Here is a 14,143-nt window from a genome sequence, read left to right on the forward strand (position 1 = left end):
AAAATTCCTTGCAGCGACCCTCATAACAGGCGGGATTTTAACACACAGCCGAAATAAGAAATACCCAATAACAATACGATACGGAGGGTTCACTATGAAACTAGTACTTCTATCAGGCGGCTCCGGCAAGCGGCTCTGGCCGTTGTCCAATGATTCACGCTCCAAGCAATTTCTGAAGGTACTGGCAAGTCCGGCAGGTGAACCGGAATCAATGGTACAACGGGTATGGAGACAGCTGGAGGAGAACGGCATGGCCGGGTCCTCTTATCTGGCGACCGGACGCAGCCAGGTGGAGATGATCCAGAGTCAGCTCGGCAGCGAGGTGCCGATCATCGTGGAGCCGGAGCGGCGGGATACCTTCCCGGCCATTGCGCTGACGGCGGCCTATTTGTATTCCATCGCGGGGGTGTCTCCAAGCGAGACCGTGGCGATTCTGCCGGTGGACCCATACGTGGAATCCTCCTTTTTCGAAACGGTGCTGCAGCTGGAGAACACCATGCTGGTGAGCGGGGCGAACCTGGCGTTGATGGGCGTAGTTCCCGAGCATGCTTCGGAGAAATACGGCTACATTATTCCAACCGGCGCAGATGCGGGAGCGAATGGTTATCTGCAGGTCAGCCACTTTCAGGAGAAGCCGGACCGTGTGCAGGCCGAGGAGCTGATCAGCCAAGGCGCGCTCTGGAACTGCGGGGTGTTCGCCTTCCGTCTGGGTTACCTGCTGGATATCCTGCAGCGCAAAGGATTGCCGCTGAATTACGAGGAGCTGCAGAAGCAGTATAAGCTGCTGTCGTCCATCAGCTTCGATTATGAAGTGGTGGAGAAAGAGGAGAACATCGTCGTGCAGCCGTACGCCGGATTCTGGAAGGACCTGGGTACCTGGAACACCCTTACCGAAGAAATGAGCAGCAACCATGTCGGTAAAGGCTTCGTAACAGCAGACTCCGAAGGCACCTGTCTCATTAACGAGCTGGATATTCCGATTACCGTGATCGGGGCGAAGGATCTGATTATCGCCGCCAGCCCGGACGGTATTCTGGTGACGCACAAGACCGAGAGTCCGCGGATCAAGGAAGTGCTGAAGTCTTTTGAACAAAGACCGATGTACGAGGAACGCCGCTGGGGTCATTACAAGGTGATAGATTATGTGAAATATGATGAGGGCAACGAGGTGCTGACCAAGCGGATTTTCATCAATGAGGGTAAAAATATCAGCTATCAGCTGCATCACAAACGCAGTGAAATCTGGACCTTCGTCAGCGGGGAAGCCAGTATTGTCATCAATGAGAAGATGCATACGGTGAAGGCGGGAGATGTGGTGCGGATACCGGAAGGGACCAAGCATGCCATTCTTGCTCTTACCGATGTGGAGTTCATTGAGGTGCAGACGGGGTCGGAGCTGGTAGAGGAAGATAATATCCGTATTACTCTGGACTGGGAGGATATAGCGCTACATCAGTTCATTTCGTAGGTCTAACTTATCTATTTAACCATTTGTTACAGAATCAAAACAGGTACTCGGAACTATTTATTCGGAAAAATTCGCGTTTGCTCTACAAAAAAATTGCATAAAGACGATAATTTACGGTAAGAGGGATTGATCCTTCCAAAACGACAAAGGCAAACCTGATCGAAAGACAGGGACGCAAAGCTATAGGGCCTTCGCAAGAGTGGCAGCCTGGCTACCGAAAGGAAGAGAATATTGTGAAAACTTACCGTAAGTCTCGTTTGCTCTGCGCTGTGCTGTCGCTGGCCGTGGTATTGTCTGCTGTACCTGTGGGACTGGGAATCGCCCCTTCCACCGTCAAGGCTGCCTCCTCTGAAGGAGCGCCGGTGAACCCTAACGCCTCAGCGGAGGCGGTCAAGCTGCTGAATAATCTGTATGGTATCTCGGGAAATGGAATCATTACAGGCCAGCATGACTATTTCGAGAGTCCGGATGAGCTGAGCAACAAGCTGAAGGGAACAAGCGGACAATACGCAGCACTGCATGGTTATGAGCTGGGAGCAATCGGTGGGCAGAGTGAGAGCGGAGTAGCTGCACAACGCAAAAATATCGTCTGGAGTGCGACGAACTGGTCCAGAGCGGGCGGCATTGTCGCCATGACCTTTCACCAGAATCTGCCGGGCACCAAGTACGAATGGTCCAATGTGCAGAAGTCAATCACCCAGGCGCAATTTAACAAATACGTAACCCCCGGAACGCCAGAGTATAATGCTCTGATCACCGATTTGGATAAAGTAGCTGTCTCTCTGAAAAGCCTGCGGGATGCTAAGGTTCCGATCCTCTGGAGACCTTACCACGAAATGAACGGCGGCTGGTTCTGGTGGGGGAAGAAAGATAATTTTACATCCCTGTGGAATATTATGTATGACCGGTTCGTGAACGTTCATCAGTTAAATAATCTGCTCTGGGTATGGAACCCGAATGCGCCTAATGCAAACTCCGATCCCTATCCGCGGACTTATCCGGGTGCGGACAGAGTGGATGTGCTGGCAGCAGATATATATAATAACGACTACTCCAATAAATATCATGATGATCTGACCAGTCTGGCTGGCGGCAAACCGATCGGCATCGGCGAGAATGGTGAAATGCCGAACATCTCGAAGCTGAAGCTGAATCAGCAGAATTACGTGTTTATGATGAACTGGGGCAAGATGCTCTACGAGAATAACAGCACAGCTACGATCAAGAATTTTATGAATGACAGCTACACACTGACCCGTGACCAATATAAGGCCTGGTCTGCTCCGGCGGCGGCTCCTAAGCCAACCGCAACGCCGACGCCTACAGCAACGCCGACGCCGACACCGACACCGACGCCAACCGCAACGCCGACACCGGCGCCAACCGCAACACCGGCGCCAACCGTTGCGCCGAAGCCGGTCCCAACCTCCGGTGATCCGGAGAGTAAGCCTGCCCAGAATGGCTTGCTTGGAGAATACTTCAAGAACATGACGCTCTCGGGAACACCGGTTATGGTCCGTAACGATGATGTCATCAGCTTCAATTGGCGTCAGAGTACTCCTAATGCCGCACTCGGCGTAGATTACTTCTCGATCCGCTGGACCGGCCAGATTAAGCCGGCTTACAGTGAGAGCTATCAGTTCTATACTACATCGGATGACGGTATCCGCTTGTGGGTGAACGGTACAGCCGTCATTGACAGCTGGGTTAAGCAGAGCGGAACGGCCCGCACAGGAACCATAGCCTTGACTGCCGGGCAACTATACGATATCAAGGTAGAGTATTACGAGAATGCAGGCGATGCGAATGTCCATCTGATGTGGCAGAGCCCCAGCCAGGTGAAGGGAACCGTACCTTCAAGTGCACTTTTCTCCAGAGCAGGCAACACATCCATACCTGCTCCGGCTGCAACAGCAGTACCGACAACGGTACCAGCAGCGACAGCAGTGCCAGCACCGACAGCAACGCCGGCACCAGTAACGACACCAATGCCAACACCAGCACCAACACTGACGCCAGCACCGACACCAGTGCCTACGCCAACGCCGACAGCGGCTCCTGTTCCCGTTCCTTCTCCTACAGCAACACCGGTGGATCTGCCGGTAGAAGTCCCTGCTGCCAATGGGTTGTACGCGGAATACTTCAATAACATGACGCTATCGGGCGAACCCGCTGCAGTGCGCACCGATGCGGTGCTTGATTTCAACTGGCGCCAAGGCTCGCCGGATGCCGCTATCGGCGTAGACTTCTTCTCTGTCCGCTGGAGTGGCAAGATTAAGCCGCTGTACACAGAGACGTATCAGATTTATACCCATTCTGATGACGGTATCCGCGTACGGGTGAACGGTGAGCTTGTGATTGACAGCTGGGTGAAGCAGAGCGGCACCGAACGCATGGGCAGCATCAGCCTGACCGCAGGCGAGCTGTATGATATTCAGGTAGAGTATTATGAGAATCAAGGGGATGCAAAAGCGCGGCTAATGTGGCAGAGTCCGAGCCAAGCCAAAGGTACCGTTCCGGCAAGCGCGCTGTTCCTCCCGTCCGCTTCCTAAGCTCATAAGGTCCGCAGCTGTGTTCATCATTGGCGCTGTTACTGGTTAAGACGTTACAATTATAAATCCTGTAAGCCACTCTTAATGGCCCTGCTTACCAGCAGGGCTACTAAGCTATAGAAAGGCAGATAATCCGGGAGGCTTAACCTCCGGGGCCTGCCTGAGAGTGTGGCTGGAGAAAGGAGATTACATTGAACACTTACCGTAAGTACAGGCTATATACAACTATTTTTCCTCTAATCCTTATCCTTTCATTACTTCCATGGGGGGAAGGGCGCAGTCTGCCCGCAGCCGCCAAGGTTACGGCACCTGCCGCCCCCGCTCCCATAAAGCCCATTAATCCTTCGGCCTCCAAGGAGGCTTCCGCACTGTTAAGCTATCTTAGTAATCTTAGCGGCAAGGGGATGATATCCGGCCAGCATGATTACCTGGAGAGCCCCGATGAATTCAATAATAAGCTCCGCACAACAAGCGGCCGCTATGCCGTTCTGCATGGCTATGAGCTGGGAGCCATAGGCAACCAGTCTAAGGAGACCATTGCCAGACAGCGTCAGGCTGTCGTGGACAGCGCCATACGATGGCATGAGGGCGGCGGCATTGTCGCCATGACCTTCCATCAGAATCTGCCGGGAACCGCGCCGGTATGGACCAATGTGCAGAAGCCGCTTAGCCAGGATCAATTCAAGCAGTACGTCACTCCCGGAACGCCGCAGTATAAGGCTTTGGTTGCTGAGCTGGATGAAGTGGCCAAGTATCTGGGTGAGCTGCGCGATGCCGGAGTTCCGGTGTTATGGCGGCCCTATCATGAAATGAACGGCGGCTGGTTCTGGTGGGGGCAGAAGGATGACTTTGCGAAGCTCTGGGACCTGGTCTATGACCGCATGGTGAAGACGCATAAGCTGAACAATCTGCTGTGGGTGTGGAATCCGAATGCCCCCAACAAGTCGTCTGAGCCGTATGCCGCCTATTTTCCCGGCACCGCCAAGGTGGATATTCTGGCCGCCGACATTTACGACAATGATTTCAAGCAGTCTTATTATGACAGCCTCCTGAAGCTTGCAGGCGGCAAACCAATAGGCATCGGGGAGAGCGGAGAGCTTCCAGACCCTGTCATCATGTCTCAAAAACAAAGCAAATGGGTATATACGATGACATGGGGCAAGATGCTGGTGGAGAATAATCCGCCCGTAAAAATCCAAAGCTTCATGAATCATAAATACACGGTATCGCGGGAGGACTATAAGCTCGCGGTGGGTACCAAAACGCATGCGGCGGCTGTAAGCTCAAGGAACGGCCTGAAGGGCCAGTATTATGGCAATATGGACCTGTCCGGCACACCGCTGCTTACCCGTAACGACAGCACCCTTCAATTCAACTGGCATGGCAATTCACCGGCCTACGGCCTGCCCAAGGATGCATTCTCGGTACGCTGGACCGGGACCCTTAAGCCTCTCTACAGTGAAAAGTATACGTTCACCGCTTCTTCGGATGACGGCATCCGCGTATGGATCGGCGGCAAGCTCCTGATCGACAGCTGGAAGAATCAGAGCAGCACGGGCAAGGAGGGCAGCATCACACTTTCTGCAAATACCCCCTACGCCATCAAGGTAGAGTATTACGAGAACCGCGGGGATGCCAGCGTCAGTCTGATGTGGAGAAGCCAGAGCCAGAAGCAGATGATAATTCCCCAGAGTGCACTGACGCTTCCTTAAGGAAGCTCCGCAGCAGAAGAAGCGTAACGTTATCCCGGTACAGCATAGAATTCCGGAAGAAAGCGAGGACAAGGGAATGAGGACTAGAGTTCAAAAGAAACCCGGTAAATATCTCCACAGGCTACTAAAATTTGCAGCACTGATCATCTTGGTTCTGTTGTCCGTCTCTATCTTCGGAGATTACGGGACGAAGGACGGTGAAGCGGATGTAGATCTGTCTTCATTGTCAGCGGCTAAGGATGCCGGTCCTGAGATGCCGGAAGGAACGGTTCTATGGAAGCTTGGCAAGCATGACGGCTCTGCCGATGAGTTCAAGGCGGCAGGGTCAAACGGGGTGAAGAAGACGCTCAGCATAGCCTCAACCACTGCCAGGTCGGCAGAGCTGAAGTCCCTTCCCTCCGGCCTGCACGGGGAGACCAACCCGGAGCTGCGGATTCAGTATGAGCTGGATAAGATCCCGGAGCACGGGGTCTTATTTCGCGTCAGCATTATCGATGCGTACAAATCCGTACCCCAGATGAGCGTATTCTCCAACGCTCAGCTCTCAGGCATCATTCAGATCGCCGGGATTGCCGGAACAGGCAGCAAATACGACTTCCGCAAAACCTATGAGCTGTACATTCCCAAAGAGCAGCTCATCAGCGGCACCAACGAGCTGACGCTGCGGACGGCCAGGGGAATCTATTCCTCAGAAGCTGAGGATAAGTACAACTGGTGGACATGGGATAATCTCAGTCTGGAGGCGCTGAAGTCTCCGATTAAGGAGCCGATTCACGGCAGCTATACGGTGACCGGGACGGTGGTCAATAACAAGCAGTTTTATTTTGACGAGGGGGCGGTTACGCATCTGCCCTATATTATGAAGTGGCTGGGCGTAGCCTACAGCGGCAATATCATGCGAACCAGCTGTGCCAGCGATGTGGGCCGTTCCTGTGAGAAGATGGAGGAGTACTATAAGGTCCTGAAGGATTACAATATGCAGGCCGTAGCGCTCTATCTGTACACAGGCGATATCAAGCTGAAGGCGGACGGAACGCTGCCGGAGGATGCGGAGAAGAAGCTGACGGATTATTTCCAGAAGTACAGCCCGTACTTCCAGTATTACGAGGTGGATAACGAACCGGGCCTGTTCAACCGTTCCAAAGCGGTCAATCTGGCTATAGCCGAGTGGCTGAACAGCAAGGGTAAGACAATCGCGCCTCATTTGCAGACGGTTGCACCCGGATGGGCCTACTGGCCGGGCTACAGCGAAGATTCGTGCGGCAACCAGAAGGGGCCCGTGAAGCAGTGCGGAGACCCAGACGGCTGGGAACGCGACCCGAAGCAGCGCGATGAGCTGGAGGCGGTAACGGATCTGACAAATGGCCATTCTTATGGCGATTCCTATATTTTCGGTCAGGGCGGGAGCTTCACGGAGAACCTGAAGACCTTTGGGGGATCGGTAGACGGGCTTAGCAAAAAAATGCTCGCTACTGAGTTCGGCACCTCGGACTCCCATGTGGACGCGTATCAATACGGGGCCAAGGAGCGGACCTCGGCGGTGTTCGACCGGATTATGCGGGCACATATCGGCTATGCCGATATGTTCGTGCAGCATGCCGCCTTCTTCAAGAATTTCAGCCTGTTCAAATACGGCTTCAATCTGGAGGATCACGATCCGGCGGCTACAGAGATCTACTACACGAAGGAAGGCGAAGAATCCCGCGTCAGTATCATGCGCAGGCTGGATCTGGCTTATGCCACACACGGCGCTCCGCTGACCTATCAGATCAGCAATAAGGAGGAGCTGAAGGATAAGCTGGTCTATGTAAGAGCCGTGGACACCTCCACGCTTGAGCCGCTGGCGGGCAGCAAGGCGACATCCAACAAGGTGCTGGTGAACTTCGTCAATTTCGAGAAGACCGAGCAGACCGTTAAGGTCAAGGTCACTATGCCGAAGAAAACGGTGTACGAAGGAGAACGGTTCGGCAAGGGTGACACTTATGAGGAGGCCCGCAGTTACGTAACCGGCAGAGCCGCTTCGCCGGAGCTGGAATTCACGGAGACGCTGGCTCCGGGAGAAGGTGTACAGTACATTCTGGAGCCTTCCTCCGAGGTAGCGGATACGGCGCCGCAGGGCCTGAAGGCGACTGCTGTCAAGGGATTATCGATGCATCTGAACTGGCTGGAAGCCCCCGGAGCAAGCTATGAAGTGCTCCGGGCGGACGGCCCGGACGAGAAGCTGAAGGTCATCGCTACAGCGGTTAAGGGAACGGAGTATAACGATAGCAAGCTGAAGGAAGGCACACTTTATACTTATGCTGTAAGAGTGTCCGGCTCTGGTGTGATGTCAGAGAAGACACAGATTACAGCAACCGGACTTGTCCCGCTGGACCGGGCAGGCTGGAAGGTGACGTCCAGTGTGAGTAAGGAGGCTTCCAATCCGGCAGGTGCCATTGACGGAGACCGGCGGACCCGCTGGGATACGGTCAAGCATCAGGCCTCGGGGGAGTACTTCCAGATTGATCTGGGCGCCGAACATACGGTAGAAGCTATAGATATGGATTATCCTTTATCACCATATGACTATCCGCGCGGCTACATTGTGCAGGTATCCGATGATGCCAAGAGCTGGAGACAGGTCGCAGCAGGCAAAGGCCAGCTGGGGAAGACCAAGATTACGTTTGCCCCGGTCAAGACCCGGCATATCAAGATTACCCAGACAGGCTCCGGCGGCAACTATTGGTCTATTCAGGAGCTGCAGGTGTATTCAAGAGAATGAAGGACGGCATAATAACCTCCGTGGTATTCAGCCCACCGGGGTTTTTTTCTGTCGTGGAATCATAAACATTACTATAAAATACATGGGGCTAAGGCGGATACCCGGCTCCGGGGAAGGTGTGAACCGGTTCATGACTCATCTTGCAGATCAAATCATCCTGCTGCTGGCGGCTTTGCTGCTGATCGCCGTGCTCTCCACCAAATTCTCCACCCGTTTTGGCATGCCTGCTCTGGTCCTGTTTATTGCGGCAGGCATGATACTCAGCCATTTTATTTATTTCAACAATGCTTCGCTCACACAGATTGCCGGCATTTTTGCTCTGGTGGTGATTCTGTTTGAGGGCGGCATGCAGACGAGTATGAAGGATATTCGCCCGATTCTCAAGCCGGCGTTATCGCTGGCTACACTCGGAGTGCTGCTGACTACAATGATCGTTGGTATTTTTGCCAAATTCGTACTCGGTGTACCCTGGGCGGAGAGCTTCCTGTTCGGGGCCATTGTCGGCTCCACAGATGCGGCGGCGGTATTCTCCGTACTGGGCGGCAAAAATATCGATAAACGGTTAACCTCGACGCTTGAAGCCGAATCCGGCAGCAATGATCCGATGGCTGTATTCCTTACTGTGTCGCTGATTGAATGGGTGCAGCACCCGGATACCGCAGTGTTGAGCCTGGTGCTGTCGTTCTTCTGGGAGATGGGTGTAGGGCTGCTGGTCGGAATCATCATTGGCAAGCTGGCGGTGTATCTGATTAACCGGATAAATCTGGACTCCACCGGGCTGTATCCGGTCATGGCGGTCGGCTTCGCAGTTCTGACTTACGGGGTCTCGGCCATGGTACACAGCAGCGGGCTGCTTGCCGTCTATGTCATGGGGCTGGTGCTGGGGAATTCCGAACTGATGTACCACCGCACCATTATGAACTTCAATCATGGCTTTGCCTGGATGATGCAGATTGCCATGTTCATTCTGCTCGGGATGCTGGTCTTCCCGCAGGAGCTGGCGGCGGTGGCCTGGCAAGGGCTGCTGCTGTCTGTCATCCTGATGGCCCTAGCAAGACCGCTTGGCGTATTCCTCAGCCTGCTCGTGTCCCGGTTCTCCTTCCGTGAAAAGCTGCTAATCTCCTGGGCCGGGCTCCGGGGAGCCGTCCCGATTGTTCTGGCGACCTACCCGCTGCTCGCGGGGCTGCCGCACGGCAGGCTGTTCTTCAATGTCGTATTCTTCGTTGTCCTGACCTCGGCAGTGATTCAGGGAACAACGATTTCGCCTCTGGCCTCGCGGCTGAGGCTGGTGGGCCGGGAGCAGGCATCCCAGCCTTCATTAATGGAGCTGGTTGCGCTCGGGAAGACCGATTCCGAATTCAATCATATCGGAATTGACCGGCAGATGGCGATATGCGGCATGCAGATTGCAGAGCTCGGCCTGCCGGACGATATTCTGTTCACGGCCATTATCCGGAACAAGACGATCGTGACGCCGCATGGCAGCACGGTGATTGAACCTGGAGATACGGTATATGTGCTTAGCCCCAAGAGCAAACGGGAGGAGATGCGCGCCATCTTCCGCAGCGGCCTGGGGCGGGCGGCAGAGACGGATATCCCTACGGTATAAGGGACATCCTACGGGAGGATGTTAGCTTCTCTTCCGGTTTAGGTGATTTATGTCAATCCATGTGCTTTTCCAGAATTGTGATTCAAATTATAGGATAGGCTCCCGGAGGAGTGCTAGAATGTGCAGTACATCAAGGATGCAGGACATTAGATTGCAATACGGCAAAAAGTATGTTAAATTGTATATAGATTTAGAACGAGTCTAAATACAATAAGTTGTAAAATACACACTCCGGGAGGTTTTTTAAATGAGTACACAAGTTAACAGCCACACTGCACTGCATGCTGTTCTGAACCGTCAGACCGCGAACTGGACGTTGCTGGGAGTGAAGCTGCATCACTACCACTGGTATGTCAGCGGAACTCAATTCTTCACGCTGCATGAGAAATTCGAAGAGCTGTACAACGAAGCTGCGGGTTATGTGGATGAGCTGGCTGAACGGCTGCTCGCCATCGGCGGACGCCCTGCTTCCACCATGGCAGAGTACCTGAAGCTCTCCAGCCTGAAGGAAGCTGCCGGTGGTGAGAGCGCGAAGGAAATGGTGGCACAGCTGGTGCAAGACTTCGCTGCCGTAGCTGAAGAGCTGAAGCAGGGTATTACTAGCGCAGAGGAGGTCAGCGACCAGCCTACCGCCGATCTGCTGATCGGAATCCGGACAAGTGTAGAAAAGACAGCCTGGATGCTGAACGCTTACCTGGAAATATAAGAACGTATAGGTTTCACGCTATACGTTATCCTTCTATTTCTCGCTGAAACGGTACCGTCCTTTCAAAGGACGGCAATGCCGTTTCCACTTGCTTAATTCCGGCACAGGAAATATAGAAGAGCGCCCGCGTTACACATGCGGGCGCTCTTTGCTTAAAATATAAGAATTTATATGTTTCACACGATAACTTATCCTTCTATTTCTCGCTGAAACGGCACCGTCTTTTCAAAGGACGGCAATGCCGTTTCCGCTTACTTAATAAATACACCGCCAAAGGGCAGGGCCTCCCGCAGGAAGCGCTTGATAATGCCGTCTTCATTATTGTCGCGCTCGAAGCGTCTGCTCTGGCGTCCGGCCTGGAACAGCACAGGCCCGTGGCCGGTCATCTTCCAGTGATAGCTCATATGCTGGCTGGCGAGATGGTTGCCGTAGACCGTCAGCTCCAGCTTGGCGTTCTCAGGATAAGCGATAATGCTCCCGGCATCGACATACAGGGGATCGAAGGGATGGAGCTCGGCTTCGCAGACCGTGCCCTCCGTCAGAATGCCGATGCTGCCGCGGCCGGAGAATTTGACCTTGACGATATCACGGGTAATCAGCATATTCTTCATGCTCAGGACTCTCGTCTGCATCGTGACTCCCTTACTGTAGAAGAAGAGATGCCTGAAATCGTAGAGCAGATCGCTTTTACTGTCGAGCTGGATGGTCTTGACCCGGTAGCCGGGCGGCAGCGCGGCTGTGAACCGGCAAGGGCCGGTCAGATCCGCCCGGATCAGCTTGCGCTTGCGGTACATGCCCTTCACATCCATGAACCGGTCGGCACGTCCTGCCGAAGGGCCCTGGTAAGCAATAATCTGCTGCGGATGCAGCACATGAACCTCTTCGTTCTCCTGAACGGTAAAAGCAACCGCCTGTCCGCTGCCGCTGTCGCCTTCATCCTGAATGTCTATGTTCATTCTTCATCCTCCTTAACGCAGCCGGTCACTTCTTCTGGAGCGGTGGCGCATTGTGAAGCGCAGCACCCGGATCAGCAGGAAGTAGCCGACAAGAAGAGCAATCCCGGAGATGACCGTCACCTTGATCCGGTTGAAATAATTCTCTCTCGCTGTCCGGTCGTTCTTCAGCTCGTCCACGACCTGGCTGAGCTGACGGTTCTGCTCCTGCAGGGCGGCATTCTGGGACTGATACGTCTGCATTTGCTGCAGGCTGTCCGTCAGCTGGTCCTTGGCTTCACCGAGATCCTCCTTCGTCTGCTGAAGCTCTTCTGCAGTCTTCTGGTAACTCTCCTGCAGCTTGGTGACTTCTCCGGGAAGCTCCGAGAAGCTCTGTATTCCATTGTATATATCATTCAGATAATTGGCCTTGGCCTCGGGGGCAGGCCAAGTGAGAGTAAGGCCAAGCAGAAGCAGGGACGAACCCAGCAGCTTCAGCATCACTCCTGTTACCCGTCTTTTCATTAACTGATCACCACCTGTTAGAGCTAATTGTCTTCCTATTTTATCATAGCTGCTTGCCGTTTGAACAACCTGGAAGGCTGTAGGCATAATTACCCTTCAGGTCCATAGAGAGAACCATACAGGTAATACAGCGTTAAGCCAGAGATGGTTCCCGCGATATTGAGTGTCGCTGCAAATTAACGTATACTGTGAACGGAAAGGGGCTGTGTTCAATGAATAGATGGCTCAAAACACTGTTGTTCCTGGCAGGCTCTGCCCTGTTAACCCGGTTTATTCCGTTCTCCTCCTTATTCCGTAATCTGGATACCATGTTCCATGAATTCGGCCACGCGCTGATGACCCTGCTGCTCTCCGGCAATGTGCTGCGCATTGAGCTGTATTCTGATCACAGCGGTGTGACCTATTCAGCGATTGCTGCCGGAGGCAAGGCAATCCTGGTGTCGCTGGCGGGTTATCCACTGGCTTCACTGTTCGCGTTGCTGCTCTTCTATTTCTATAGTAGAGATAAGCGGGAATGGGGGCTGGTTCTGGCCAGCCTGGTCGCGCTAATTATGCTTGTGCTGTATGTGCGGGGCGGCTTCGGGATGATCTGGCTGAGCGGCTTCATTCTGCTGAATGCTGCGATGCTGTTTCTCTGGCCGAAGGTCAGCAAGGTGTACTACCTGTTTCTTGCGTTCCTGACCCTGGAGGAGTCCGTAATGGGGACCTTATTCCTGGTCTATGCTTCCGTCGTGACACCTTCCCGGGCAGGGGACGCAGCGAATTTGTCCAGATTAACCATTTTACCGGCCCCGGTGTGGTCACTCCTGTTCTTCCTCTTCGCATTGCTGTGTGCAACCTGGGCCCTAGGGCTGTTCTTCCGCCATGAGAAAGCGGGCAGACGGGTGAGATTGATGTAATGCGTAAAACTTTGTTCGTCATATTTTGACAAAAGAATAGGCTTTCGCAAAGAGGCAATCCCCTTTAGGGGGAGGTTGGCTCTTTTTTTGTCGATATTATAGGACCGAACATACATTCCATGACAAGGAGTTGTCCGCCAATATTGGTACATTAATAGAAGACCCAAATTAAGAAAGAGGTGGAAATATGCAAGCAAGTATTCAGACGTTGTTTACATGGAGCCAGGAGCGTATTTTGGCAGGCGGTGCCAAGAAAGTAGTGCTGCTCGTGGAGTGGAAAGGAGCGCTACAAGGTGAAGATTTCCGCAAGAAGAGCCGCAAGGTGGTAGCCCGGGATATTGAGCTGCGTGTCTGGCTCGAAAGTCATGTCAAGGTAACAGGATGTTACGGGTGTAGTGCAGAAGAAGGAGAGGGGAGATCACTGCTCCTGAAGCTTGGCAAAATCCATTCCGGACAGCGCAGGTACATCGCCCTGGAATTCATGATGGCGGGTATGCCTGCAGGCATACATGAAGCCCTCTGGCTGCAATGGCAATACAAGCAGCCTACGGTGGAGCGTATCCGCGAGCTGCCGCTTAAGAAGCTGGGAATCGAATATTCCCATCATACCGACCTGCTGGGGGCCCGCTCCTGCTTCCATGTGGAGAAGCATCTGGCACTGCTGCAGACAGAGGCTCTAATCGCGGAGGCCCAGGAGGCCCGGATAAAGAACAAGCCGGAGGTGCCCGCAGATATTCTTCGCAGGCAGGCGGACCAGTTGCTGCTGATGTCTGCCCGCTCCGGGGATATGCAGCTGCTCAGAGAAGCGGAAGCGCTGTATAAAAGACTGGAGGTGGAGAATCTGCCGCTTAGCAGGACCGGAATGAGATAATTGCAGGGAAGCTGCGTAGATAGAATAGGAATTACCCATACATAGGGCTCAAATATACAATCACACCCGGCGGAGCAGATAAAGAAATGCGTAATATATAAATGTGGT

10 protein-coding genes and 1 riboswitch are annotated in these 14,143 nt (G+C 53.5%); of the genes, 8 read left to right on the forward strand and 2 right to left on the reverse strand.

Annotation, left to right across the window (positions count from 1 at the left end; translation table 11 throughout):
* Nucleotides 1-94: 94 nt before the first annotated feature.
* The 6 genes from NSS83_RS25020 (at nucleotide 95) to NSS83_RS25045 (ending at nucleotide 10,808) form a co-directional block, all read left to right on the forward strand.
* Nucleotides 95-1,468: a sugar phosphate nucleotidyltransferase gene (locus tag NSS83_RS25020; protein ID WP_341187100.1), complete on the forward strand. Its 1,374-nt coding sequence runs from the start codon at nucleotides 95-97 to the stop codon at nucleotides 1,466-1,468.
* A 138-nt stretch (nucleotides 1,469-1,606) separates the two neighbouring features.
* Nucleotides 1,607-1,687: riboswitch (cyclic di-GMP riboswitch) on the forward strand.
* Between the two features lie 14 nt (nucleotides 1,688-1,701).
* Nucleotides 1,702-4,020, forward strand: coding sequence for a PA14 domain-containing protein (locus tag NSS83_RS25025; protein WP_341187101.1), 2,319 nt, complete (start codon nucleotides 1,702-1,704; stop codon nucleotides 4,018-4,020).
* A gap of 191 nt (nucleotides 4,021-4,211) precedes the next feature.
* Nucleotides 4,212-5,732 (forward strand): glycosyl hydrolase, encoded by a 1,521-nt coding sequence (locus NSS83_RS25030; RefSeq protein WP_341346748.1) that lies wholly within the window; start codon nucleotides 4,212-4,214, stop codon nucleotides 5,730-5,732.
* Nucleotides 5,733-5,946: 214 nt separating this feature from the next.
* Entirely contained in the window at nucleotides 5,947-8,493 is a 2,547-nt protein-coding gene (locus tag NSS83_RS25035; protein WP_341348767.1) for a discoidin domain-containing protein, read from the forward strand.
* A gap of 130 nt (nucleotides 8,494-8,623) precedes the next feature.
* Nucleotides 8,624-10,102, forward strand: coding sequence for a potassium/proton antiporter (locus NSS83_RS25040; protein ID WP_341187103.1), 1,479 nt, complete (start codon nucleotides 8,624-8,626; stop codon nucleotides 10,100-10,102).
* Nucleotides 10,103-10,349: 247 nt separating this feature from the next.
* On the forward strand, nucleotides 10,350-10,808 hold the full coding sequence (locus tag NSS83_RS25045; RefSeq protein ID WP_076157080.1) for a Dps family protein: 459 nt from the start codon (nucleotides 10,350-10,352) through the stop codon (nucleotides 10,806-10,808).
* Nucleotides 10,809-11,059: 251 nt separating this feature from the next.
* Here the strand turns inward: NSS83_RS25045 and NSS83_RS25050 are convergent, their stop codons facing one another.
* Nucleotides 11,060-11,764, reverse strand: coding sequence for an AIM24 family protein (locus tag NSS83_RS25050; RefSeq protein WP_036723116.1), 705 nt, complete (start codon nucleotides 11,762-11,764; stop codon nucleotides 11,060-11,062).
* Nucleotides 11,765-11,776: 12 nt separating this feature from the next.
* Nucleotides 11,777-12,265, reverse strand: a complete 489-nt coding sequence (locus NSS83_RS25055; RefSeq protein WP_341187104.1) for a hypothetical protein — start codon at nucleotides 12,263-12,265, stop codon at nucleotides 11,777-11,779.
* Nucleotides 12,266-12,477: 212 nt separating this feature from the next.
* Between NSS83_RS25055 and NSS83_RS25060 the strand changes: the two genes are divergently transcribed.
* Together NSS83_RS25060 and NSS83_RS25065 are read left to right on the forward strand one after the other, a co-directional pair.
* Entirely contained in the window at nucleotides 12,478-13,164 is a 687-nt protein-coding gene (locus NSS83_RS25060) for a M50 family metallopeptidase (RefSeq protein ID WP_341187105.1), read from the forward strand.
* Nucleotides 13,165-13,351: 187 nt separating this feature from the next.
* Nucleotides 13,352-14,035, forward strand: a complete 684-nt coding sequence (locus tag NSS83_RS25065; RefSeq protein WP_341187106.1) for a hypothetical protein — start codon at nucleotides 13,352-13,354, stop codon at nucleotides 14,033-14,035.
* The last annotated feature ends 108 nt before the right edge of the window (nucleotides 14,036-14,143 follow it).

The organism is Paenibacillus sp. FSL H3-0469, from assembly GCF_038051945.1.
Classification (GTDB): domain Bacteria; phylum Bacillota; class Bacilli; order Paenibacillales; family Paenibacillaceae; genus Paenibacillus_AQ.